This is a genomic window from Pseudomonas sp. D1-36, from assembly GCF_051132205.1.
GTDB lineage: Bacteria > Pseudomonadota > Gammaproteobacteria > Pseudomonadales > Pseudomonadaceae > Aquipseudomonas.
Genome location: NZ_CP071674.1, coordinates 2,116,868 through 2,139,233, shown reverse-complemented (window position 1 = coordinate 2,139,233; position 22,366 = coordinate 2,116,868). Strand labels below are relative to the sequence as shown.

General features: G+C 60.9%; 19 protein-coding genes. 10 read left to right on the top strand and 9 right to left on the bottom strand.

Annotation, left to right across the window (positions count from 1 at the left end; translation table 11 throughout):
* Positions 1-80: 80 nt before the first annotated feature.
* From cysG to J3P76_RS09645, 6 genes are all read right to left on the bottom strand, one after another.
* On the bottom strand, positions 81-1,475 hold the full coding sequence (gene cysG, locus J3P76_RS09670) for a siroheme synthase CysG (protein ID WP_434559577.1): 1,395 nt from the start codon (positions 1,473-1,475) through the stop codon (positions 81-83).
* Positions 1,476-2,756: a serine--tRNA ligase gene (serS, locus tag J3P76_RS09665; protein WP_434606532.1), complete on the bottom strand. Its 1,281-nt coding sequence runs from the start codon at positions 2,754-2,756 to the stop codon at positions 1,476-1,478.
* Positions 2,757-2,771: 15 nt separating this feature from the next.
* Positions 2,772-3,146, bottom strand: coding sequence for a fluoride efflux transporter CrcB (gene crcB, locus J3P76_RS09660; protein WP_207961507.1), 375 nt, complete (start codon positions 3,144-3,146; stop codon positions 2,772-2,774).
* On the bottom strand, positions 3,143-4,468 hold the full coding sequence (locus J3P76_RS09655; RefSeq protein ID WP_434606534.1) for a replication-associated recombination protein A: 1,326 nt from the start codon (positions 4,466-4,468) through the stop codon (positions 3,143-3,145). Before J3P76_RS09655 ends, crcB begins: the two co-directional genes overlap by 4 nt.
* Before the next feature lie 167 nt (positions 4,469-4,635).
* Entirely contained in the window at positions 4,636-5,259 is a 624-nt protein-coding gene (gene lolA, locus J3P76_RS09650; protein ID WP_420765880.1) for an outer membrane lipoprotein chaperone LolA, read from the bottom strand.
* A gap of 58 nt (positions 5,260-5,317) precedes the next feature.
* Positions 5,318-7,726 carry a DNA translocase FtsK gene (locus J3P76_RS09645; protein WP_420765879.1) on the bottom strand — a complete coding sequence of 803 codons (2,409 nt, stop codon included), beginning with the start codon at positions 7,724-7,726 and terminating at the stop codon, positions 5,318-5,320.
* A 319-nt stretch (positions 7,727-8,045) separates the two neighbouring features.
* Between J3P76_RS09645 and trxB the strand changes: the two genes are divergently transcribed.
* The 4 genes from trxB (at position 8,046) to infA (ending at position 10,895) form a co-directional block, all read left to right on the top strand.
* Positions 8,046-9,005, top strand: coding sequence for a thioredoxin-disulfide reductase (trxB, locus tag J3P76_RS09640; RefSeq protein WP_434559583.1), 960 nt, complete (start codon positions 8,046-8,048; stop codon positions 9,003-9,005).
* Positions 9,006-9,074: 69 nt separating this feature from the next.
* On the top strand, positions 9,075-9,755 hold the full coding sequence (aat, locus tag J3P76_RS09635; RefSeq protein ID WP_434701785.1) for a leucyl/phenylalanyl-tRNA--protein transferase: 681 nt from the start codon (positions 9,075-9,077) through the stop codon (positions 9,753-9,755).
* A gap of 56 nt (positions 9,756-9,811) precedes the next feature.
* Positions 9,812-10,519, top strand: coding sequence for an arginyltransferase (locus tag J3P76_RS09630; protein WP_420765876.1), 708 nt, complete (start codon positions 9,812-9,814; stop codon positions 10,517-10,519).
* A 157-nt stretch (positions 10,520-10,676) separates the two neighbouring features.
* Positions 10,677-10,895, top strand: a complete 219-nt coding sequence (gene infA / locus J3P76_RS09625; protein ID WP_002553999.1) for a translation initiation factor IF-1 — start codon at positions 10,677-10,679, stop codon at positions 10,893-10,895.
* Positions 10,896-11,132: 237 nt separating this feature from the next.
* Here infA and clpA read toward each other — a convergent pair whose 3' ends face one another.
* Together clpA and clpS are read right to left on the bottom strand one after the other, a co-directional pair.
* A complete protein-coding gene (gene clpA, locus J3P76_RS09620) occupies positions 11,133-13,403 on the bottom strand; it encodes an ATP-dependent Clp protease ATP-binding subunit ClpA (protein ID WP_305495539.1) in 2,271 nt (756 codons plus the stop codon).
* A gap of 29 nt (positions 13,404-13,432) precedes the next feature.
* Complete coding sequence (clpS, locus tag J3P76_RS09615) at positions 13,433-13,795, bottom strand: ATP-dependent Clp protease adapter ClpS (RefSeq protein ID WP_030141336.1); 363 nt, start codon at positions 13,793-13,795, stop codon at positions 13,433-13,435.
* A 227-nt stretch (positions 13,796-14,022) separates the two neighbouring features.
* Between clpS and cspD the strand changes: the two genes are divergently transcribed.
* Positions 14,023-14,337, top strand: coding sequence for a cold shock domain-containing protein CspD (gene cspD, locus J3P76_RS09610; protein ID WP_434676257.1), 315 nt, complete (start codon positions 14,023-14,025; stop codon positions 14,335-14,337).
* A gap of 73 nt (positions 14,338-14,410) precedes the next feature.
* Here the strand turns inward: cspD and icd are convergent, their stop codons facing one another.
* Positions 14,411-15,667: an NADP-dependent isocitrate dehydrogenase gene (gene icd / locus J3P76_RS09605; protein ID WP_030141334.1), complete on the bottom strand. Its 1,257-nt coding sequence runs from the start codon at positions 15,665-15,667 to the stop codon at positions 14,411-14,413.
* A 480-nt stretch (positions 15,668-16,147) separates the two neighbouring features.
* Between icd and J3P76_RS09600 the strand changes: the two genes are divergently transcribed.
* The 5 genes from J3P76_RS09600 (at position 16,148) to purB (ending at position 22,317) form a co-directional block, all read left to right on the top strand.
* Positions 16,148-18,373 (top strand): NADP-dependent isocitrate dehydrogenase, encoded by a 2,226-nt coding sequence (locus J3P76_RS09600; RefSeq protein ID WP_434648122.1) that lies wholly within the window; start codon positions 16,148-16,150, stop codon positions 18,371-18,373.
* Positions 18,374-18,571: 198 nt separating this feature from the next.
* On the top strand, positions 18,572-19,018 hold the full coding sequence (locus J3P76_RS09595; RefSeq protein ID WP_434606544.1) for an NUDIX hydrolase: 447 nt from the start codon (positions 18,572-18,574) through the stop codon (positions 19,016-19,018).
* 59 nt (positions 19,019-19,077) lie between these two features.
* Complete coding sequence (mnmA, locus tag J3P76_RS09590; protein ID WP_434606547.1) at positions 19,078-20,202, top strand: tRNA 2-thiouridine(34) synthase MnmA; 1,125 nt, start codon at positions 19,078-19,080, stop codon at positions 20,200-20,202.
* A complete protein-coding gene (hflD, locus tag J3P76_RS09585) occupies positions 20,199-20,822 on the top strand; it encodes a high frequency lysogenization protein HflD (RefSeq protein ID WP_039592880.1) in 624 nt (207 codons plus the stop codon). Before mnmA ends, hflD begins: the two co-directional genes overlap by 4 nt.
* A 124-nt stretch (positions 20,823-20,946) precedes the next feature.
* Complete coding sequence (gene purB, locus J3P76_RS09580) at positions 20,947-22,317, top strand: adenylosuccinate lyase (RefSeq protein ID WP_434606550.1); 1,371 nt, start codon at positions 20,947-20,949, stop codon at positions 22,315-22,317.
* Positions 22,318-22,366 lie beyond the last annotated feature (49 nt).

Genomic DNA, 22,366 nt, shown 5'->3' with positions numbered 1-22,366 from the left:
ATTCGTGTTGAACCACAATCTGTGGTTGCACACAGCCCCCTGTGGGAGCGAGCCTGCTCGCGAAGGAGGCGACGCGGTCTTCAAACCTGCCCCTGAGCCCCTTCAAACCAAGCCAGCTTCTCGCGTAACTGCACCACTTCGCCAACAATCACCAACGTCGGCGCATGGACTTCATGCTCCGCCACCAGCCGTGGCAAGTCCGCCAACGTGCCGGTGAAAACGCGCTGGTTTGAAGTCGTGCCTTGCTGGATCAACGCCGCCGGCGTGTCCGCCGCGCGACCGTGCTTGATCAGCTCGTTGCAAATCACCGGCAGCCCCACCAAGCCCATGTAGAACACCAGCGTCTGTGCTGGCGAGACAAGATCGGCCCATGGCAAGTCGCTGGTGCCGTCCTTTAGATGACCGGTAATGAAGCGCACCGACTGGGCATAATCGCGATGGGTCAGCGGAATCCCGGCGTAGGCCGCGCAGCCACTGGCGGCAGTGATGCCCGGGACCACCTGGAACGGGATGCCATGGGCCGCCAGCTCTTCGATCTCTTCGCCACCACGACCGAAGATAAAAGGATCGCCGCCCTTCAACCGCACCACACGTTTACCTTGCCGGGCCAGGTCCACCAGTTGCTGGTTGATCTGGTCCTGGGGCACGGCGTGCTCGGAGCGGCGCTTGCCGACGTAGACCCGTTCGGCGTCGCGGCGGCACAGTTCGAGGATGGCCGGCGCCACCAGACGGTCGTACAGCACCACGTCCGCCTGTTGCATCAGGCGCAGGGCGCGGAACGTCAGCAGGTCGGGATCACCCGGCCCGGCGCCCACCAGATAGACCTCACCCGGCGCATTCGGCGCCTGGCCGTCGATCTTTTCCCGCAACAGCCGCTCGGCTTCGGCGCCCTGCCCGGCCAATTGGCGGTCGGCGATGGGGCCTTGGAACACTTCTTCCCAGAAGGCCCGCCGTTGCTGGACATCGGGAAACAAGCCTTTGACCTGATTGCGAAAGCGCGCCGCCAAACCGGCCAACTGCCCGTAGGTCGACGGAATCCAGGTTTCCAGCTTGGCGCGGATCAGCCGCGCCAGCACCGGCGCGTCGCCGCCGCTGGACACCGCGATCACCAGGGGCGAGCGATCGACGATCGCCGGGAAAATCACGCTGCACAGCGCCGGCGCGTCCACCACGTTGACCGGCACGCAGCGCTTGTGGGCGTCCGCCGAGACCTGGGCATTGAGCGGTTCGTCATCCGTGGCGGCGATGACCAGGCCACAGCCGTCCAGGTCCGCTTCCACGTAGCCCCGCAGGACACATTCGCCGCCGCTGCCACCGACCAGTTCCCGCAACTGCGGTTCGATATCGGGTGCGACCACCCGCAACAATGCGCCGGCATCGGCCAGCAGGCGAGACTTGCGCAAGGCAATCTCCCCGCCGCCAACCACCAGCACGCGGCTGCCGCGCAGGTTGTGGAACAGTGGCAAATAGTCCATTTAGCCGATGACCTCGATGCCGCCCATGTACGGTTTCAGCACCTCGGGCACACGGATCGAGCCGTCGGCCTGCTGGTAGTTCTCAAGCACCGCCACCAGCGTACGACCCACCGCCAGGCCGGAGCCGTTGAGGGTGTGGACCAGTTCCGGCTTGCCGGTTTCCGGGTTGCGGAAACGCGCCTGCATGCGGCGGGCCTGGAAGTCGCCACAGTTGGAGCACGACGAAATCTCGCGGTACTTGTCCTGGCTCGGGATCCAGACTTCCAAGTCATAGGTCTTGACCGCGCTGAAACCCATGTCGCCGGTGCACAGCGCCAGGGTGCGATACGGCAACTCCAGCAGTTGCAGAACCTTTTCGGCGTTGGCGGTCAGGCTTTCCAGGGCTTCCATGGATTTGGACGGCTCGACGATCTGCACCATTTCGACCTTGTCGAATTGGTGCTGGCGAATCATGCCGCGGGTATCACGGCCCGACGCGCCGGCTTCGCTGCGGAAGCACGGCGTATGGGCAACGAACTTGATCGGCAGTTGCTTGGCATCGACGATTTCGCCCGCGACGATGTTGGTCAGCGACACTTCGGCAGTGGGGATCAGGTACAGGTCGGCTTCGCCGTCGCGACCGATCTTGAACAGGTCTTCCTCGAACTTTGGCAACTGGCCGGTGCCTTGCAGGGCCGGGGCCTGGACCAGGTACGGCGTGTAGGCCTCTTCGTAGCCGTGCTCGGTGACGTGCAGATTGATCATGAACTGCGCCAGCGCCCGATGCAGACGGGCAATCGGCCCGCGCAACAGGGCAAAACGCGCGCCCGACAATTTGGCGGCGGTTTCGAAGTCGAGCCAGCCGAATTTCTCGCCCAGGGCCACGTGGTCCTGCACGGGGAAATCGAAGGTTTTCGGCGTGCCCCAGCGGCGTACTTCGACGTTGCCGTCTTCGTCTTCACCGACCGGCACCGACTCGTGAGGCAGGTTCGGAATGCCCAACAGGATCGAATCCAACTCGGTCTGGATCGCGTCCAGCTCGACCTTGCCGACGCTCAACTCGCCCGCCATGCGCTCGACATCGGCCATCAGCGGCGCGATGTCTTCGCCACGCTGCTTGGCCTGGCCGATGGACTTGGAGCGCGCGTTACGTTCTGCCTGCAGGGCCTCGGTGCGGGTCTGGACGGTCTTGCGCTGTTCTTCCAGCGCTTCGATGCGCGCGACGTCCAGGGCAAAGCCACGGGAAGCCAGGCGGTCCGCTACGTCCTGAAGGTTGCTACGTAACAGTTTGGAATCGAGCATGTCGGTCTCTCGTTATCAAAGTTTGGTCAAGGACAGGCCGGCCCAGGTGGCGAGCAGCCCGCCGAACACGCTGATGGCCGCATAGCCCAGGGCCAGCGGCACCTGCCCGCTTTCCAGCAGGCGCACCGTATCCAGTGAAAAAGATGAAAAAGTCGTCAGGCCGCCAAGAAAGCCGACCATCAACCCCGCGCGCACCTCGATGGGCACCTCGGGACGAATCAAAAACAGGCCGTAAAGAACGCCGATCAGCAGACAGCCCACGATATTAACGGCCAGCGTCGCGGTATAGAAGTGCCGCGGCCAATTTGCACTGATCCAGTTACCCGTGGCGAAACGCAACAACGTACCGGCAACGCCCCCAGCGGAGACTGCGAGAATCAAGGGGATCACGGTTTTCTCCGCTGTCGTGGACTCAATCGGTCCAGCTGGGCCAAATGGTTGAGCTTTTCGCCAATCTTCAACTCAAGGCCTCGAGGTGCGGGCTGGTAGAAGCGCTGGGGTTCGAGTTCTTCGGGAAAATAGTCTTCGCCGGCGGCATAAGCGTCGGGCTCATCGTGGGCATAGCGGTATTCATCGCCATAACCTAACTGTTTCATGAGCTTGGTCGGTGCGTTGCGCAGGTGCAGCGGTACTTCGAGGGAGCCGTGTTCGGTGGCGCTGCGCATCGCGGCCTTGAAGCCTATGTACACGGCGTTGCTCTTCGGTGCGCAGGCCAGGTAAGTGATGGCCTGGGCCACGGCGAGCTCGCCCTCCGGGCTGCCGAGGCGCTCCTGCACGTCCCAGGCCGCCAGGCACAGGCTCAGGGCCCGAGGGTCGGCGTTGCCGATGTCCTCGCTGGCCATGCGCACCACCCGCCGAGCCAGGTACAGCGGATCGCAACCACCGTCGATCATCCGCGCAAACCAATACAACGCGGCATCGGGGTTGGAACCGCGGATGGACTTGTGCAGCGCCGAGATCTGGTCGTAGAACGCCTCGCCGCCCTTGTCGAAACGTCGGCGGGTATCGCCCAGCAGGCTTTGCAGCAGCTCGACTCCGATCTCGCTGTTGTCTTCGGCCAGGTCCGAGGCGTTTTCCAGCAGGTTGAGCAGCCGTCGACCATCGCCGTCGGCGGCGCTGAAGAGTATCTGGAAACCTTCATCGCTGAGGCTGAGCTGGCGCTTGCCCAAGCCCCGCTCTTCGGTCAGCGCGCGATGCACCAGCTTGCGCATCGCGGTTTCATCGAGGCTCTTGAGCACATAGACCCGCGCCCGCGACAGCAAGGCGTTGTTGAGTTCGAACGAAGGATTTTCGGTGGTGGCGCCGATGAATATCAGCGTGCCGTCTTCCACATAGGGCAGGAAAGCGTCCTGCTGGGATTTGTTGAACCGGTGTACTTCGTCGACGAACAGGATGGTGCGCTTGCCGTACTGGCCGGCCTGTTGCTTGGCGATTTCCACAGCCTGGCGGATCTCCTTGACCCCGGCCAGCACCGCCGAGACCGTTTCGAAATGCGCGTCAGAAACCTCCGCCAGCAGCCGCGCCAGGGTGGTCTTGCCCACGCCCGGCGGCCCCCAGAAAATCATCGAGTGCAAGGCACCCTGCTCCAAGGCTTCGCGCAGAGGCTTACCGCGAGCGAGCACGTGTTCCTGACCGACATACTCATCCAGGTTGGTCGCGCGCAAGCGGGCGGCCAATGGCTGGGCAATCGGGGCGCTTCGAAACAGGTCCATGATTACTACAAAACCTCCGCAGGGTCCTGTTGCCGATCAGTTAGTTGATTGAACACCACAATCCATTGTGGGAGCGAGCCTGCTCGCGATAGCGGTGGGTCAGTCACATCAATTCCAACTGATCCGCCGCCATCGCGAGCAGGCTCGCTCCCACAGGGGCCATTGGGTTATTCCTGGATCACATCCGCACCCTTGGGGATGTCGAACTTGAACTTGGACGCGGCGATCGGCGTATTGGCCTTGACCCCGGTGAACAGGATGTTGGTGCGCTGGCCAACGCTGTCGATCAGCTGCATGTCGTTAACAAGGCCGTTGCGGAACGACAGGCGCAGGCTGTCGAACAGGCTGTCCTTGGTCTTGGGCTTGAGGGTGAAGTCGATCACCCCGCCGGCTTCCTTGGAGGTAATGTCGAAGCTCTGGCTGATCTCCGAGATGTCACCGGACAGCAGCAACGCTGGCGTCTGGGTCAGGCGCTGGTCAAGAGTCTTGATGGTCACCTGCTCCAGGTCCGGGTCCCACAGCGAGACTTTCTTGCCGTCTGAAACCATCAGTTGTTCGGCGGGAGCATCGGTGTGCCAATAGAACAGGCCAGGACGCTGAAGGGCCATTTCACCGGCGGTTTCCTGCAGCTGGGTGCCACTGCCGTCGAGGGTCAACTGGGAAAAACGCGCAGTCAGGGTCTGGGAGCCGCCCAGCAACTGGGTCAGGCGGGCCACGTCCTTTTCGCCGGCGTGGGCCGAAAAAGTAGACAAGGCCAGTACGGGCAACAGCAACATGCGAATCAGGCGCATGGGAGTCCTCATGAATTCGTGGGGGTTCGAGCGACGCATCGTCACGTCGCCCGGGTAATCAGTCGCGCATCGGGCCAGGCGCGAGCACTTCGCGCGAACCGTTGGTGTTCATGGCCGTCACGACCCCAGCCATTTCCATGGCCTCGATCATGCGAGCGGCGCGGTTGTAGCCGATCTTCAGCTTGCGCTGCACGGCGGAAATCGAGGCACGGCGGCTTTCGAGCACGAACTGCACCGCTTCGTCATAAAGCGCGTCGGTCTCTGCGTCATCATCACCGCCTCCACCGCTGCTGCCTTCAAAACCGCTGCCTGCTTCTTCGACACCGTTGAGGATGTCGTCGTTGTATTCAGGCGCGCCGCGCAATTTCCAGGCTTCCACCACGCGGTGTACTTCATCGTCGGAGACGAACGCGCCGTGGACACGGATCGGCAGGCTCGTGCCGGGCGGCATGTAGAGCATGTCACCGTGACCCAGCAGTTGCTCGGCGCCGCCCTGGTCGATGATGGTCCGCGAGTCGATCTTGCTCGACACCTGGAACGCCATGCGGGTCGGGATGTTGGCCTTGATCAGGCCCGTGATCACGTCCACCGACGGTCGCTGCGTAGCGAGGATCAGGTGGATACCGGCCGCACGGGCCTTCTGGGCGATACGGGCGATCAGTTCTTCGACCTTCTTGCCGACGATCATCATCATGTCGGCGAATTCGTCCACCACCACGACGATGGTCGGCAGCTTATGCAGCAGCGGCGCTTCGTCGTGGATGCTTTCGCGGTGATACAGCGGGTCGCTCAGCGGTGTACCGGCTTCCTCGGCTTCCTTGACCTTGGCGTTGAAGCCCGACAGGTTGCGCACGCCCATCTTCGCCATCAGCTTGTAGCGGCGCTCCATCTCGGCAACGCTCCAGCGCAAGGCGTTGGCCGCGTCCTTCATGTCGGTGACCACCGGGCACAGCAGGTGCGGGATGCCTTCGTAGATCGACAATTCGAGCATCTTCGGGTCGATCATGATCAGCTTGGCGTCTTCCGGGCCGGACTTGAACAGGATCGAAAGGATCATCGCGTTCACGCCCACCGACTTACCGGAGCCGGTGGTACCGGCCACCAGCAGGTGGGGCATTTTCGCCAGGTCGGTGATGACCGGCTTGCCGCCGATGTCGTGACCCAAGGCCAAGGTGACCGGCGACTTGTGGTTGTCATATTCCGGCGTCGACAGTACTTCGGAGAAGCGCACAATCTGCCGGTCTTCGTTGGGAATCTCGATGCCCACGGTGGTCTTGCCGGGAATCACCTCCACCACCCGCACGCTGGTCACGGCGAGCGAGCGCGCCAGGTCCTTCGCCAGGTTGGCGATACGGCTGACCTTCACGCCGGCGGCCGGCTGGATTTCGTAACGGGTGATGACCGGGCCCGGGTGGATCGAATCCACCGAGACCTCCACACCGAACTCCTTGAGCTTGATTTCGAGCAAATGCCCGACGGCCGCCAAGGACTCGGGGGAATAGTTGAGCTGTTTCTTCTCGGCCGGGTCGAGGATCGAGATCGGCGGCAAGGTGCCTTCCACCGCGCTGTCGACGAACAGCGGTGCCTGTTTCTCTTTCTGCACGCGCTTGCTTTGCTCCGGCGGCTTGGCCGGGGCCATGGTGATGACCGGCGGCACCTGCTTTTCGCGCTCGGACATGTGCTTGCTCAGGGCCTGCTCACGTTCGATCAGGCGCTCCTTGACCTTGGCCTGCTCGCGTTTGTCAGTCACCGTCGGCGCCACAACGTCATGGACGCGGTCGTCGACTTCACGCAGTTGCGCCACCAGTTGCTTGCGTTCGTTGCGCGCCGCCCACCAACGGTTCAGCGCGCCCTGGATCAATTCAATGAGGTCAAGGGTGATCTTGCCGGTGACGTCCATCACCTTGAACCACGACAGGTCGGTGAATACCGTCAGGCCAAACAGGAACAAGGCGATGAACAGCAGCGTGCTGCCCTGGATGTTCAGGGCATTGCGGGCCAGGTCGCCGAGGCTTTCACCCAGTGCGCCACCCGCCCCTGCGGGCAGGCCAGTGGGGGCGTGGAAATGAATATGGGCCAGCGCGGCTCCCGACAGCACCAGGAAGACCAGGCCGATCAGGCGCCAGGAGAACAGCCAGCCGCTCCACTGCCAGGGCTCATGGCGCTGGCGGAATATCTGGTACGTCTTGATCGCCAGCAGCAGCGGGAAGATATAGGCGAAATAGCCCAGCACCATGAACAGGATGTCGGCGCTGTAGGAACCGGCCGGACCGCCGAAATTCTGCACGTCTTCGATCTTGCTGTTGTGGCTCCAGCCCGGATCGTCCTTGCCGTAGGTCAGCAAGGCCATCATCAGGAACAGGCACAAGGCACCGATGGCGATCAACGCACCTTCCTTGAGCCGGTAGTGCAATTGTTGGCGCCAGAGCGGAACGACTGTCTTGGGTGCTGCGGTGGATTTCTTCAAAACGCTTCTTTTCCTGCGCCCAAGGCGCGTCCATCTGTTGAATGACTATGAAAAACTGCCCATGACGAGCAGGTAAAAAAAGTGAATGTGCCCAACCGGTACTACTTTTACCACTGTGGCATGCGTCCGGAAAACCACAGGAGTCGCTGAAGATTTGATCTTTCGCTCATCCTGCGTTCAAAACCCAAGCATTGTACGGGTTTGTCATGCCCAAGGCATTGCCCGCGCGCTTGGCGACAGCATAGCCATGATCAGGGGGTCTTGGGCGCCAATTTGAGCATGCATTCTCTTTTGTGACAAAGGCTTATGAGGTGTTTTTATGAGCGAAGCGAAGCATTCACGCCTGATTATTCTCGGTTCCGGCCCTGCAGGGTACAGCGCTGCTGTCTATGCGGCCCGTGCCAACCTCAAACCCGTTGTCATCACCGGCATACAGGCCGGTGGCCAGCTCACCACCACGGTCGAAGTCGATAACTGGCCCGGCGACGTCGAAGGCCTGACCGGCCCGGTGCTGATGGAGCGCATGCAACGGCACGCCGAGCGCTTCGACACGCAGATCGTCTACGACCATATTCACACCGCCAAGTTGCAACAACGTCCGTTCGAATTGATCGGTGACAGCGGCACCTACACCTGCGACGCACTGATCATCGCCACCGGCGCCTCAGCCCAGTACCTCGGCCTGCCGTCGGAGGAAACCTTCGCTGGCAAAGGTGTTTCAGCCTGCGCGACCTGCGATGGTTTTTTCTACCGAAACCAGGTGGTGGCGGTGGTCGGTGGCGGCAACACCGCCGTGGAAGAAGCCCTGTACCTGTCGAATATCGCCAAGGAGGTGCATTTGATTCACCGGCGGGACAAGTTGCGCTCCGAAAAGATCTTGCAAGACAAACTCTTCGAGAAAGCCGCCAATGGCAATATCCGTTTGCACTGGAACCAGAACCTGGACGAGGTCCTGGGCGATGCCAGCGGCGTGACCGGCGCGCGCCTGCGGCACAGCGAGACCGGTGAAACCAGCACGTTGTCGCTGGCCGGCGTCTTCATCGCCATCGGGCACAAACCCAATACCGACCTGTTCCAGGGCCAACTGACGATGCGCGATGGTTACCTGATCGTGCGCGGCGGCAGCGACGGCAATGCCACGGCCACCGACATCGAAGGCGTGTTTGCCGCTGGCGATGTGGCCGATCATGTCTATCGCCAGGCCATTACTTCGGCCGGCGCCGGCTGCATGGCCGCCCTGGACGCAGAGAAGTATCTCGATGACATCCCGGCCGTTTGACGGTTAACCTCTAGGCGGGCTCTGGCTGATCTGGAGCCCCGCCCTCCCCTTCTGCAAGCCCGGACAACGATGCTGACTTGGTTACAACGCAACACTTTCGATTTTCCGCCACTGGAAAAAGCCATGCGCGACCCCAACGGCCTGCTCGCCGCCGGCGGGGACCTGTCCGCCGACCGCTTGATCCAGGCCTATCGCCACGGCTGCTTTCCATGGTTCTCCGAAGGCCAGCCGATCCTGTGGTGGTCGCCGGACCCGCGCACGGTGCTGTTTCCCGACGAGCTGCATGTATCGCGCAGCCTGGGCAAGCTATTGCGCAAGCAGCGCTATGAAGTGACGTTCGACCGGGATTTCGCCGGAGTCATCCAGGCTTGCGCCGCGCCCCGGGATTATGCCGATGGCACCTGGATCACCGACGCCATGCAGACCGCCTATCTGGAACTTCACCGACGCGGCTTCGCCCATTCCGTGGAAGTTTGGGATCAAGGCACGCTGGTCGGCGGCCTGTATGGCTTGGCAATGGGTCAGTTGTTTTTTGGCGAGTCCATGTTCAGTCGCGCCGACAATGCGTCGAAATTCGGCTTCGCAACCCTGGTCCAACACCTCAAGGAGGCGGGTTTCGTCCTGATCGACTGCCAGATGCCCACCGAGCACTTGCATAGCCTGGGCGCGCGGCCGATTCCGCGAACCGAGTTCGCGGCTTACTTGAAGGCCCATCTGGACCACCCCAACCATGCCACCTGGGTTTGCTGAGCGATATTCGCGCTCCTGGCTTACACTTGAATTGAAGTTTATCCCGAGGGTTGATCATGACCGAGTTGGCGCGCTTGAAGTTTTATGCCACTCAACCTCACTCTTGCAGCTACCTGCCAGAGGAGCAGGCCACGACCCTGTTCCTCGATCCCAGCCAGCCCATGGATGTGCATGTCTATGCAGACCTGTCGGAGATGGGGTTTCGTCGCAGCGGCGATCACCTCTACCGGCCCCATTGCCAGCATTGCAATGCGTGCGTGCCGGCGCGCATTCCCGTGGCCCGCTTTACCCCGAACCGGCAGCAGAAGCGTATTTTCAAGCGCAACGCCGATTTGCAGGTGCGCCCGGCCAAACCGCAGTTCAGCGAAGAATATTTCGACCTGTACCAGCGCTACATCGAACAGCGCCACGCCGATGGCGACATGTACCCGCCCAGCCGGGACCAATTCTCGACCTTCCTGGTGCGCGACCTGCCGTTCTCGCGTTTCTATGAGTTCCGCCTCGACGGGCGGCTGGTGGCCATCGCCGTCACCGACCTGCTGCCCAACGGCCTGTCGGCGGTCTACACCTTTTATGAGCCCAACGAGGAAAAGCGCAGCCTGGGACGGTTCGCGATCCTTTGGCAGATCAACGAATGTCGGCGCCTGGGCCTGGAAGCGGTGTACCTGGGCTACTGGATCAAGAACTGCAAAAAAATGAACTACAAGACCCAATATCGGCCCATTGAATTGTTGATCAACCAGCGGTGGGTTGTCCTGAACTAGGGGCCGCTCGTAGTTTGCGCCTTATCCATGCGCCGCATTCATTGAGTTACTCCTAAGAACCCCTTGGCTTGCCCCCCCTTTTTCGGGCACAATGCACGCCGCTTTTGCCTGGCGCAGTTGCACCGGGCCATTCACTGGATACCGAGGGCTTTACTGCATGTCGAAAGAAGACAGCTTCGAAATGGAAGGCACTGTCGTCGACACCCTGCCCAACACCATGTTTCGTGTGGAGTTGGAAAATGGGCACGTCGTAACCGCGCATATCTCCGGCAAGATGCGCAAGAACTACATTCGTATTCTTACCGGTGACAAAGTGCGCGTCGAGCTGACGCCCTATGACTTGAGCAAAGGGCGCATCACTTACCGCGCTCGCTAACAAGTCAATACAAAACGCCCGGCTCATGTCGGGCGTTTTTGTTTGCCTGGGTTTTGCTCCAACCATCCACATCACACAGATCCTGTGGAAGCGAGCCTGCTCGCGATAGCGTCGTCACAGTCGGTATTGATGTTGACCGATCCTCCGCCATCGCGAGCAAGCTCGCTCCCACAAGGATTTGGGCTGGACAGCAAAAAGGCGCCTTTCGGCGCCTTTTTATTTTGCTGCAGCTAACGATCAAGCCATCTCGGCCGTGGTTTCGAAGTCGAAGGTCAGCTCGCCGTCCTTGATGTCGATGTGAACCACACCGCCATGCTCGGCCAGTTCGCCAAACAGGATCTCCTCGGCCAGCGGACGCTTGATCTTGTCCTGAATCAAGCGAGCCATTGGCCTTGCGCCCATCGTCACATCGTAACCACCTTCCGCGAGCCAGCTGCGCGCCGCATCGGTGACCTCCAACAGCACACGCTTGTCTTCGAGCTGCGCCTGGAGTTCGGTAAGGAACTTGTCCACCACGCTTTTGATGACCTCATGACTGAGGCGACCAAACTGGATAATGGTGTCCAGGCGGTTGCGGAATTCAGGCGTGAAGCTCTTCTTGATCACTTCCATCGCATCGGACGAGTGGTCCTGATGGGTGAAACCGATCGAAGCGCGCGCGGCGGTTTCGGCACCGGCGTTCGTGGTCATGATGATGATCACGTTGCGGAAATCCGCCTTGCGCCCGTTGTTATCGGTCAGCGTACCGTGGTCCATGACCTGCAGCAGCAGGTTGAAGACTTCCGGATGCGCCTTCTCGATCTCATCGAGCAACAGCACGCAGTGAGGCTGCTTGGTGATTGCCTCGGTCAAGAGACCACCCTGGTCGAAACCGACATAGCCTGGAGGCGCACCGATCAGACGCGATACGGTATGACGCTCCATGTACTCGGACATGTCGAAGCGCACCAACTCGATCCCCAGCGCCTTGGCCAACTGCCGCGCCGCCTCGGTCTTGCCGACACCGGTAGGCCCGGCGAACAGGAATGAACCGACCGGCTTGTCCGGCGACTTGAGTCCCGCGCGGGACAGTTTGATCGCGGTCGACAGCGAGTCGATGGCCGCATCCTGGCCGAACACCGTCAGCTTCAGGTCACGCTCCAGGTTACGCAGCAATTCCTTGTCGGAGCTGGTGACGTGTTTTGGCGGAATCCGCGCGATTTTCGCGACGATGTCCTCGACTTGCGGCACGTCGATGCGCTTGACTCGATTCTCCACCGGTTGCAGCCGCTGATAGGCGCCCGCCTCGTCGATGACATCGATGGCCTTGTCCGGCATGTGCCGATCGTTGATGTAGCGCGACGCCAGTTCGGCGGCAGCGCGCAATGCCTCGTCACTGTATTCGATGCTGTGATGCAACTCGAAACGCCCTTTCAGGCCACGCAGGATACCGATGGTGTCTTCCACCGAAGGCTCCGACACGTCGACCTTCTGGAAACGCCGGGCCAACGCACGGTCCTTCTCGAAAATCCCACGGAATTCCTGGAACGTGGTCGAGCCGATGCAACGGATATCGCCCGAGGACAGCAGCGGCTTGAGCAGGTTGGACGCATCCATGACCCCGCCCGACGCCGCCCCGGCACCGATAATGGTGTGGATTTCGTCGATGAACAGGATCGCCTGCGGACGTTTTTTCAGTTCGCCGAGCAACGCCTTGAAGCGCTTCTCGAAATCGCCCCGGTATTTGGTACCGGCCAGCAAGGCACCCAGGTCGAGGGAATACACCACGCTGTTGGCCAGCAGGTCTGGCACCTGGTTATCGACGATGCGCTTGGCCAGGCCTTCAGCGATCGCGGTCTTGCCCACGCCCGCTTCGCCTACGAGCAATGGGTTGTTCTTGCGGCGCCGGGCCAGGATCTGCGCAACGCGCTCGACTTCCGCCTCGCGCCCGACCAGCGGGTCGATACGGCCCTGGCGAGCCAGTTCGTTCAGATTGCTGGCATACGCGTCCAGCGGATTGCCTGATGAAGAAGACTCGCCGCCCTCGTCATCCTGCATGTCCTGCTCACCTTCGGAATGATCGCCATGCCCCGGCACTTTCGAGATGCCATGGGCGATGTAGTTGACGACATCGATACGCGCAACGCTCTGTTGCTTGAGCAGGAACACCGCTTGGCTTTCCTGCTCGCTGAAAATGGCAACCAGCACGTTGGCGCCGGTGACTTCGCGCTTGCCCGAGCTCTGCACATGAAAGACAGCACGCTGCAGCACACGCTGGAATCCCAGGGTTGGCTGGGTTTCGCGATCCTCGTCGTGGACGGGGATCAGTGGCGTGGTGGAGTCGATGAACTCCTGCAGGTCATGCTTGAGTTTGTCGAGGTTCGCGCCGCAGGCACGCAAAACGGTGGCGGCAGCCTCGTTATCCAATAGGGCCAACAGCAGGTGCTCGACGGTCATGAATTCATGACGCTTCGAACGAGCCTCCTTGAAGGCAAGATTGAGGGTGACTTCGAGCTCGCGGTTTAACATGGCTTCACCTCATACCCAAGTGGTCGGCGTTAACCGTCCTTCTCGATTTCACAGAGTAGCGGATGCTGGCTTTCCCGGGCGTACTGGTTGACCTGCATGGCCTTGGTCTCCGCAATGTCGCGGGTAAACACACCACATACTGCCCGTCCCTCTGTATGAACGGCCAGCATGACCTTGGTCGCCAGCTCGCGATTCAGGTTAAAAAACACCTCGAGCACTTCGACGACGAAATCCATCGGTGTGTAGTCATCGTTGAACAAAACCACCTTGTACATCGGTGGAGCCTGTAAAGCGGGCTTTGATTCCTGAACAGCAATGCCCGCTGAATCGTCATCATGTTGATCCGGGCGATCCTGATTGAATGTTAGTCGAATCTGGCTGATTGCATGCATGGAAAGAAAGGTTCGTTTAGTTGGCAAATACAGTGATGGGGCCGCTTGCGAGCGATTTCAACCGCTACCGCCCGATCACCTTGACTAACGGTGAATCGGTGTTACAACCAATAGAGCCCACCGTGGGTTAAAAAGGTCCGCAAAGTCAATCCGATTTCTTATTTGATCGACAGCGGATGATCAGGATGATACTCCGTTGCAGGGGTGTGTTGCAGAGGGAAAATGGTATGTCAGGTACCACCAGTATGCGAGTCAAGGGAAAGGTCAAGTGGTTCAACAATGCCAAGGGCTATGGTTTTATTATCCAAGACGGGAAGGACGAAGACCTCTTCGCTCACTACTCTGTAATCCAGATGGAAGGTTATAAAACCCTGAAGGCAGGTCAGCCGGTGACGTTCTGCATGATACAAGGGCCAAAGGGTACACATGCCGTTGAGATTTGCCCGGTTGCCGTGGACGTCGACCCCAACAGCACCGAGGCCAGCGTAAAGCCAGAACCGATCAAGGTCCGCCTCAAGCCGCGGGTAACCGAAGACCACTAGAGCCCGGCCCCAACCCATAAAAAATGCCCGGGTTCGATCACTCGAACCGGGCATTTTTGTGTTCAGGCTTCGCTTACATATGGGAAATCAGCGCATCGCCGAAACCGGAAGACGACACCAGCTTGGCACCGTCCATCAGGCGTTCGAAGTCATAGGTCACGGTCTTGGCCGAAATCGCGCCGTTGGTGCCCTTGATGATCAGGTCGGCCGCCTCGGTCCACCCCATGTGGCGCAGCATCATTTCCGCCGAGAGGATCAACGACCCCGGGTTGACCTGGTCCTTGCCCGCATATTTAGGCGCGGTGCCGTGGGTGGCCTCGAACATTGCCACGGTGTCGGACAGGTTGGCGCCCGGCGCGATACCGATACCGCCCACTTCAGCCGCCAGGGCATCGGAGAGGTAGTCGCCGTTGAGGTTCAGGGTCGCGATCACGTCGTATTCGGCCGGGCGCAGCAGGATCTGCTGGAGCATGGCGTCGGCGATGGCGTCCTTGACCACGACATTCTTGCCGGTCTTCGGATTCTTGAACTGCATCCATGGGCCGCCGTCGAGCAGGGTCGCGCCGAACTCTTCGGCCGCCACCTCGTAGGCCCATTCCTTGAAGGCACCTTCGGTGAACTTCATGATGTTGCCTTTGTGCACGATAGTCAGCGAATCGCGGTCATTGTCGACGACATATTGCAAGGCCTTGCGTGCCAGGCGCTTGGTGCCCTGCTTGGAGACCGGCTTGACGCCGATGCCGCAATCTTCGTCGAAACGGATCTTGGTGACGCCCATTTCCTCTTTGAGGAACTTGATCACCTTGGTGGCTTCGGCCGAACCGGCCTTCCACTCGATACCGGCGTAGATGTCCTCGGAGTTCTCGCGGAAGATGGTCATGTCCACATCGCCCGGTTTCTTGACCGGACTCGGGACGCCTTCAAACCAGCGCACCGGGCGAAGGCAGACATACAGATCGAGCTGCTGGCGCAATGCAACGTTCAGCGAGCGGATACCGCCACCGACCGGCGTGGTCAGCGGGCCCTTGATGGAAACCACGTAATCCTTGACCGCGTCCAGGGTTTCCTGGGGTAGCCAGGTGTCCTGGTCGTAGACCTGGGTCGCTTTTTCGCCCGCATAAACTTCCATCCAGGAAATCTTGCGCTTGCCGCCGTAGGCCTTTTCGACCGCAGCGTCCACCACCTTGATCATGACCGGACTGATATCAACGCCAATGCCGTCGCCTTCAATGAAAGGGATGATCGGATTGTCGGGAACATTAAGAGAATGGTCTGCATTGACGGTGATTTTGTCACCGACGGCCGGAACCTGAATCTTTTGATACCCCATGCTGAACTCCATTGCTTGGATTGAACATCTGGCTGCGTTCGAGCGTACCCCAGTTGTATCGGCACGCAAACCCTACGTTCGGCCCATCCCCGGCAATTTAATCAAGTTCGCCGCGTACAAGCCTGAAAACCAAGGGAAAAGCGCCAAATTCGAGCATAGTCCAACTCCCCGGCCTGCGACGTTTAGACCAATGGACGTGTACGGAAGTCTATGAACCGTCGGCAGATCGCCAGCTACCTATGTATAATGCCGCCGCTGACCACAGGGTCACGACGGCTGACGGCTCTATCACGAGACTTTCCGCCACTTTAAAGCCGGACCGTTACCGCGGCCCGACCGCTTGACGCTCGACTGATGCACCCAACATCACCGCGAAGAAACCTCGACATTCGGCTCACGGATGACTTTGAACGAACGCGCTTACCCGGCGCCCCTCGAGTTTCTGCGCATGCTTTAGCAAAGAAGAGAGTTAATCCGAATATGCCCACCCGCTCGAAGATCATCTATACCTTCACCGACGAAGCGCCTGCCCTCGCCACCTATTCGCTGCTGCCGATCGTCGAAGCCTTCACCGCTTCGGCCGATATCGCCGTGGAGACCCGCGATATCTCCCTCGCAGGACGCATCCTGGCCAGCTTCCCCGAGCAACTGGGTGACAAAGCCGTAGCCGACCACCTCGCCGAATTGGGCGACCTGGCCGTCACGCCTGAAGCCAACATCATCAAGCTGCCGAACATCAGCGCCTCGGTGCCGCAACTGCAGGCCGCGATCAAGGAATTGCAGGCCCAGGGCTACGCACTGCCGGACTACCCGGAAACCGTGACCACCGACGCCGAGAAAGACGCTCGTGCCCGTTACGACAAGGTCAAGGGCAGCGCCGTGAACCCGGTCCTGCGCGAAGGCAACTCCGACCGCCGCGCGCCGCTGTCGGTCAAGAATTATGCTCGCAAGCACCCGCATAAAATGGGCGCCTGGGCTGCCGACTCCAAATCCCACGTCGCTCACATGAGCGCCGGCGATTTCTATGGCAGCGAAAAAGCCGCCCTGATCGACGCCGCGGGCACCGTGAAGATCGAGCTGATCGCCAAGGACGGCACTGCCACCGTCCTCAAGGAAAAAACCACCGTACAAGCCGGTGAGATCCTCGATTGCGCCGTGATGAGCAAAAACGCCCTGCGCAACTTCATCGCCGCTGAAATCGAAGACGCCAAGCAAAAAGGCGTCCTGCTGTCGGTCCATCTGAAGGCGACCATGATGAAGGTCTCCGACCCGATCATGTTCGGTCAGATCGTCGCCGAGTACTATAAGGACGCGCTGGCCAAGCACGCCGAGGTGCTGGAGCAGATCGGCTTCAACCTGAACAACGGCATCGGCGACCTGTACGCGCGCATCAAGGCCCTGCCGGCCGAGCAGCAAGCCCAGATCGAAGCCGACATCCAGGCGGTCTACGCCGTTCGTCCGGCGCTGGCGATGGTCAACTCCGACAAGGGCATCACCAACCTGCACGTACCGAGCGACGTCATCGTCGACGCCTCGATGCCGGCCATGATCCGTGACTCCGGCAAGATGTGGGGCACCGACGGCCAACTGCACGACACCAAGGCTGTGATCCCGGATCGCTGCTACGCCACCATCTACCAAGCGGTGATCGAAGATTGCAAGCAACACGGCGCCTTCGACCCAACCACCATGGGCAGCGTGCCGAACGTTGGCCTGATGGCCAAGAAAGCCGAAGAGTATGGCTCCCACGACAAGACCTTCCAGATCAAGGCTGACGGTGTGGTTCGTGTTTCGGACAACAACGGTCAAACCCTGCTGGAGCAGACCGTCGAGGCTGGCGATATCTTCCGCATGTGCCAGACCAAGGACGCGCCGATCCAGGATTGGGTCAAGCTGGCCGTCAACCGTGCCCGCGCCAGCGCCACCCCGGCGATCTTCTGGCTCGACCCGATGCGCGCCCACGACGGTGTGATGATCGAGAAGGTCCAGGCCTACCTGAAGGACCACGACACCAGCGGTCTGGACATCCGCATCATGTCGCCTGTCGACGCGATGAAGTTCACCCTGGCTCGCACCCGCGAAGGCAAGGACACCATTTCGGTGACCGGCAACGTACTGCGCGACTACCTGACTGACCTGTTCCCGATCATGGAACTGGGCACCAGCGCCAAGATGCTGTCGATCGTGCCGCTGATGAACGGCGGTGGCCTGTTCGAAACCGGCGCCGGCGGCTCGGCACCCAAGCACGTGCAGCAACTGCTGGAAGAAAACTTCCTGCGCTGGGATTCCCTGGGCGAGTTCCTCGCCCTGGCCGCATCCCTGGAACACCTGGGCGCGACCTACAACAACCCCAAGGCGCTGGTGCTGGCCAAGACCCTCGACCAGGCGACTGGTGAGTTCCTGGACCGCAACAAGTCGCCTTCGCGCAAGGTCGGCGGCATCGACAACCGCGGCAGCCACTTCTACCTGACCCTGTTCTGGGCCCAGGCACTGGCCGCTCAGGATGACGACGCAGCCCTCAAGGCGCAATTCACCACCCTGGCGAAGACCTTGACCGACAACGAAGAAAAAATCGTTGCCGAACTCAATGCCGTGCAAGGCAAGCCCGTGGACATCGGCGGCTACTACTTCGCCAACCCCGAGCTGACCAGCAAGGCCATGCGCCCAAGCGCCACCTTCAACGCGGCGATTGCTGCGCTGGTGTAAGGTTGTAAGCAAGCACCACAAACCCCGGCCTTGTGCCGGGGTTTGTGTTTCTACCTTCCCTGAAAACAATCCCCTGTGGGAGCGAGCCTGCTCGCGAAAGCGATATACCATTCAACATTGATACTGAGCCATACACCGCTTTCGCGAGCAGGCTCGCTCCCACAGTGATCTGTACTTCATCTAACAAACGAGGCCCCCATGGACTGGAACCCCCACATCACCGTCGCCACCATTGTTGAAGACAACGGCCGCTTCTTGATGGTCGAGGAATCCAAGGGCGGGCGCGCCGTGCTCAACCAGCCCGCCGGCCACCTGGATCCGAACGAAACACTGATCGAGGCCGCCGTGCGCGAAACCCTGGAAGAAACCGGCTGGGACGTAGAGCCCACCAGCGTAACAGGCATCTATCTGTACACCGCCCCCAGCAACGGCGTGACCTACCAGCGGGTCTGCTTCGCCGCCAAGGCCCTGAAACTCCACCCCGAGTATCAACTGGACGATGGCATCCTAGGCGCCAAATGGCTGACCCGCGACGAACTGCTCGAGCAGCGCGACCGCTGGCGCAGCGAGCTCATCATCCGTTGCATCGACGATTACCTGGCCGGCCATCGCCATAGCCTGGAGCTTATCCGCCCTTCTCTTTAGCCTTGCGCGCCCGGGCCTGATAGAATCGCGTCCTTTTTCAAGACACTCATTGAATTCCTATGCGTGATCCAGCCTCTTCGAACACCCCAAAGCAACGCGTCATCGTCGGCATGTCCGGTGGCGTGGACTCTTCCGTTTCCGCCCTTCTGCTGATCGAGCAGGGTTATGAGGTGGAAGGCCTGTTCATGAAGAACTGGGAAGAAGACGACGGAACCGAATACTGCACCGCCATGGACGATCTGGCGGACGCCCAGGCCGTGTGCGACAAGATCGGCATCAAGCTGCACACCGCGAATTTCGCCGCCGAGTACTGGGACAACGTGTTCGAGCATTTCCTGGCCGAATACAAGGCCGGTCGCACACCGAACCCGGACATCCTCTGCAACCGCGAAATCAAGTTCAAGGCGTTCCTCGACTACGCCATGATGCTCGGCGCCGACCTGATCGCTACTGGCCACTACGTGCGCCGCCGCGACATCGACGGCCGTACCGAACTGCTCAAGGGCCTGGATCCGAACAAGGACCAGAGCTACTTCCTGCATGCCGTTGGCGGCGAGCAGATCGCCAAGACCTTGTTCCCGGTTGGCGAGCTGGAAAAGCCCGAAGTACGCGCGATCGCCGAGAAGCACCAACTCGCCACCGCCAAGAAAAAGGACTCCACCGGGATCTGCTTCATTGGCGAGCGCCGTTTCAGCGACTTCCTCAAGCAATACCTGCCGGCGCAGCCGGGCGAGATCAAGACGACCGAAGGCGAGGTCATCGGCCGCCACCATGGCCTGATGTACCACACCATCGGCCAGCGCCAAGGCCTGGGCATCGGCGGGTTGAAGGACGCCGGCGAAGAGCCGTGGTACGTGCTGGTCAAGGACCTGGAGCACAACGAGCTGATCGTTGGCCAGGGTAACGACCACCCGTGGCTGTTCTCCGGCGCCCTGCTCGCCTCGGACATCTATTGGGTCAACCCGATCGACCTCAGCGAACCGCGCCGCCTGACGGCCAAGGTTCGCTATCGCCAGAGCGACCAGGCCTGCACCTTGGAAAAAACCGAGACAGGCTACCGCGCCACCTTCGATGACCCGCAGCGCGCGGTCACGCCCGGCCAGTCGGTGGTGTTCTACGACGGCGAAATCTGCCTGGGCGGCGGCGTGATCGAAGTCGCCGAGCCATGGAGCAGCAAGGCATGACGCCAATCCAGGAACAACTGACGGCGCTGGGCGGCGTCTTCCTGGCCGCCGTGCTGGTGGACCGGATCGCCAAGACCGGCCAGGCCACCGAGGCCGGCCTGGGCTGCATGCTCGGCAGCCTGCTGGTACGCGACCCCAAGGACACCCTGGAGGTCTACGGTGGCGACGACTTGAACCTGCGCGAAGGCTACCGCGCCTTGATCGGCGCCCTGGAGCGCGACCCCAGCGCCCTGCAACGCGAACCGCTGCGCTACGCCCTGTCGATGCTGGGCCTGGAGCGCCAGTTGGCCAAGCGTGACGACCTGCTGGAAACCATCGGCAATCGTTTGCCGCAGATCCAATCCCAGGTCGAGCATTTCGGCCCGTCCCACGAAAACGTGATCGCCGCATGCGGCGCGCTGTACCAGGACACCTTGAGCACGCTGCGCCAGCGCATCCAGGTGCATGGCGACATGCGCAACCTGCAGCAACCGAGCAACGCCTCGAAGATCCGCGCCCTGCTGCTCGCCGGGATCCGCTCGGCACGGCTGTGGCGGCAGCTGGGCGGCCATCGTTGGCAACTGGTGATCAGCCGACGCAAATTATTGAAAGAGCTTTACCCGTTGATGCGCAACGAATAAGTCGCCTCGACCTGCTTTTGTACCTCTTTACGCGTAACACGCCGGTCAGTTGGCGACGGACCGGCGCTGATTTTCATGTATGATACGCGCCCCATTTCGTTGCCCGACTGTCCGAGAACACCCCATGCAGCTCTCTTCGCTCACTGCGGTTTCCCCTGTAGACGGCCGCTACGCCGGCAAAACCCAGGCCCTGCGCCCTATTTTCAGCGAGTACGGCCTGATCCGTGCCCGTGTCCTGGTTGAAGTGCGCTGGCTCCAGCGCCTGGCCGCCCACCCTGGCATTGGTGAAGTTCCGGCCTTTTCCGCCGAAGCCAACGCAGTGCTGAACGCTCTGGCCGACAATTTCGCCCTGGAGCACGCTGAGCGCGTCAAAGAGATCGAGCGCACCACCAACCACGACGTCAAGGCCATCGAGTACCTGCTCAAGGAGCAGGCGGCCAAGCTGCCGGAACTGGCCAACGTCAGTGAGTTCATCCACTTCGCCTGCACCAGCGAGGACATCAACAACCTGTCCCACGCCCTGATGCTGCGCGAAGGCCGTGACGATGTGCTGCTGCCTCTGATGCGCCAGATCGCCCAGGCCATTCGCGAGCTGGCGATCCGCTTCGCCGACGTGCCGATGCTGTCGCGCACCCACGGTCAACCGGCTTCGCCGACCACCCTGGGCAAGGAGTTGGCAAACGTCGTCTACCGCCTGGAGCGCCAGATCACCCAGGTAGCCGCCGTGCCCCTGCTGGGCAAGATCAACGGCGCCGTGGGCAACTACAACGCCCACCTTTCGGCCTACCCGGACATCGACTGGGAAGCCAACGCCCGCGCCTTCATCGAAGACGAACTGGGTCTGAGCTTCAACCCGTACACCACCCAGATCGAACCGCACGACTACATCGCCGAGCTGTTCGATGCGATCGCACGCTTCAACACCATCCTGATCGACTTCGACCGCGATATCTGGGGCTACATCTCCCTGGGTTACTTCAAGCAGCGCACCATCGCCGGCGAGATCGGTTCCTCGACCATGCCGCACAAGGTCAACCCGATCGATTTCGAAAACTCCGAAGGCAACCTGGGCATCGCCAACGCGCTGTTCCAGCACCTGGCGAGCAAGCTGCCGATTTCCCGCTGGCAGCGCGACCTGACCGACTCCACCGTGCTGCGCAACCTAGGCGTGGGTTTTGCCCATAGCGTCATCGCCTACGAGGCCAGCCTCAAGGGCATCGGCAAGCTGGAACTGAACGAGCATAAGATCGCCGCCGACCTGGACGCCTGCTGGGAAGTCCTGGCCGAGCCGATCCAGACCGTGATGCGTCGCTACAACATCGAAAACCCGTACGAGAAGCTCAAAGAGCTGACCCGTGGCAAGGGCATCAGCCCTGAAGCGCTGCAGACTTTCATCGATGGCCTGGACATGCCTGCCGAAGCCAAGGCCGAGCTGAAAAAGCTGACCCCGGCCAGCTACATCGGCAACGCGGCGGCACAAGCCAAGCGCATCTGACACATCGCTTTACCTTTGAGACGCCCGGCCGCGCCGGGCGTTTTTATTC

Bases quoted from the DNA above. Each gene is read 5' to 3' on its own strand.
- icd (WP_030141334.1), bottom strand. From the start codon at position 15,667: ATGGGGTATCAAAAGATTCAGGTTCCGGCCGTCGGTGACAAAATCACC.
- J3P76_RS09630 (WP_420765876.1), top strand. From the start codon at position 9,812: ATGACCGAGTTGGCGCGCTTGAAGTTTTATGCCACTCAACCTCACTCT.
- purB (WP_434606550.1), top strand. From the start codon at position 20,947: ATGCAGCTCTCTTCGCTCACTGCGGTTTCCCCTGTAGACGGCCGCTAC.
- infA (WP_002553999.1), top strand. From the start codon at position 10,677: ATGTCGAAAGAAGACAGCTTCGAAATGGAAGGCACTGTCGTCGACACC.
- mnmA (WP_434606547.1), top strand. From the start codon at position 19,078: ATGCGTGATCCAGCCTCTTCGAACACCCCAAAGCAACGCGTCATCGTC.
- hflD (WP_039592880.1), top strand. From the start codon at position 20,199: ATGACGCCAATCCAGGAACAACTGACGGCGCTGGGCGGCGTCTTCCTG.
- clpS (WP_030141336.1), bottom strand. From the start codon at position 13,795: ATGCATGCAATCAGCCAGATTCGACTAACATTCAATCAGGATCGCCCG.
- serS (WP_434606532.1), bottom strand. From the start codon at position 2,756: ATGCTCGATTCCAAACTGTTACGTAGCAACCTTCAGGACGTAGCGGAC.
- clpA (WP_305495539.1), bottom strand. From the start codon at position 13,403: ATGTTAAACCGCGAGCTCGAAGTCACCCTCAATCTTGCCTTCAAGGAG.
- cysG (WP_434559577.1), bottom strand. From the start codon at position 1,475: ATGGACTATTTGCCACTGTTCCACAACCTGCGCGGCAGCCGCGTGCTG.
- aat (WP_434701785.1), top strand. From the start codon at position 9,075: ATGCTGACTTGGTTACAACGCAACACTTTCGATTTTCCGCCACTGGAA.
- J3P76_RS09600 (WP_434648122.1), top strand. From the start codon at position 16,148: ATGCCCACCCGCTCGAAGATCATCTATACCTTCACCGACGAAGCGCCT.
- J3P76_RS09595 (WP_434606544.1), top strand. From the start codon at position 18,572: ATGGACTGGAACCCCCACATCACCGTCGCCACCATTGTTGAAGACAAC.
- trxB (WP_434559583.1), top strand. From the start codon at position 8,046: ATGAGCGAAGCGAAGCATTCACGCCTGATTATTCTCGGTTCCGGCCCT.
- cspD (WP_434676257.1), top strand. From the start codon at position 14,023: ATGTCAGGTACCACCAGTATGCGAGTCAAGGGAAAGGTCAAGTGGTTC.
- J3P76_RS09655 (WP_434606534.1), bottom strand. From the start codon at position 4,468: ATGGACCTGTTTCGAAGCGCCCCGATTGCCCAGCCATTGGCCGCCCGC.
- lolA (WP_420765880.1), bottom strand. From the start codon at position 5,259: ATGCGCCTGATTCGCATGTTGCTGTTGCCCGTACTGGCCTTGTCTACT.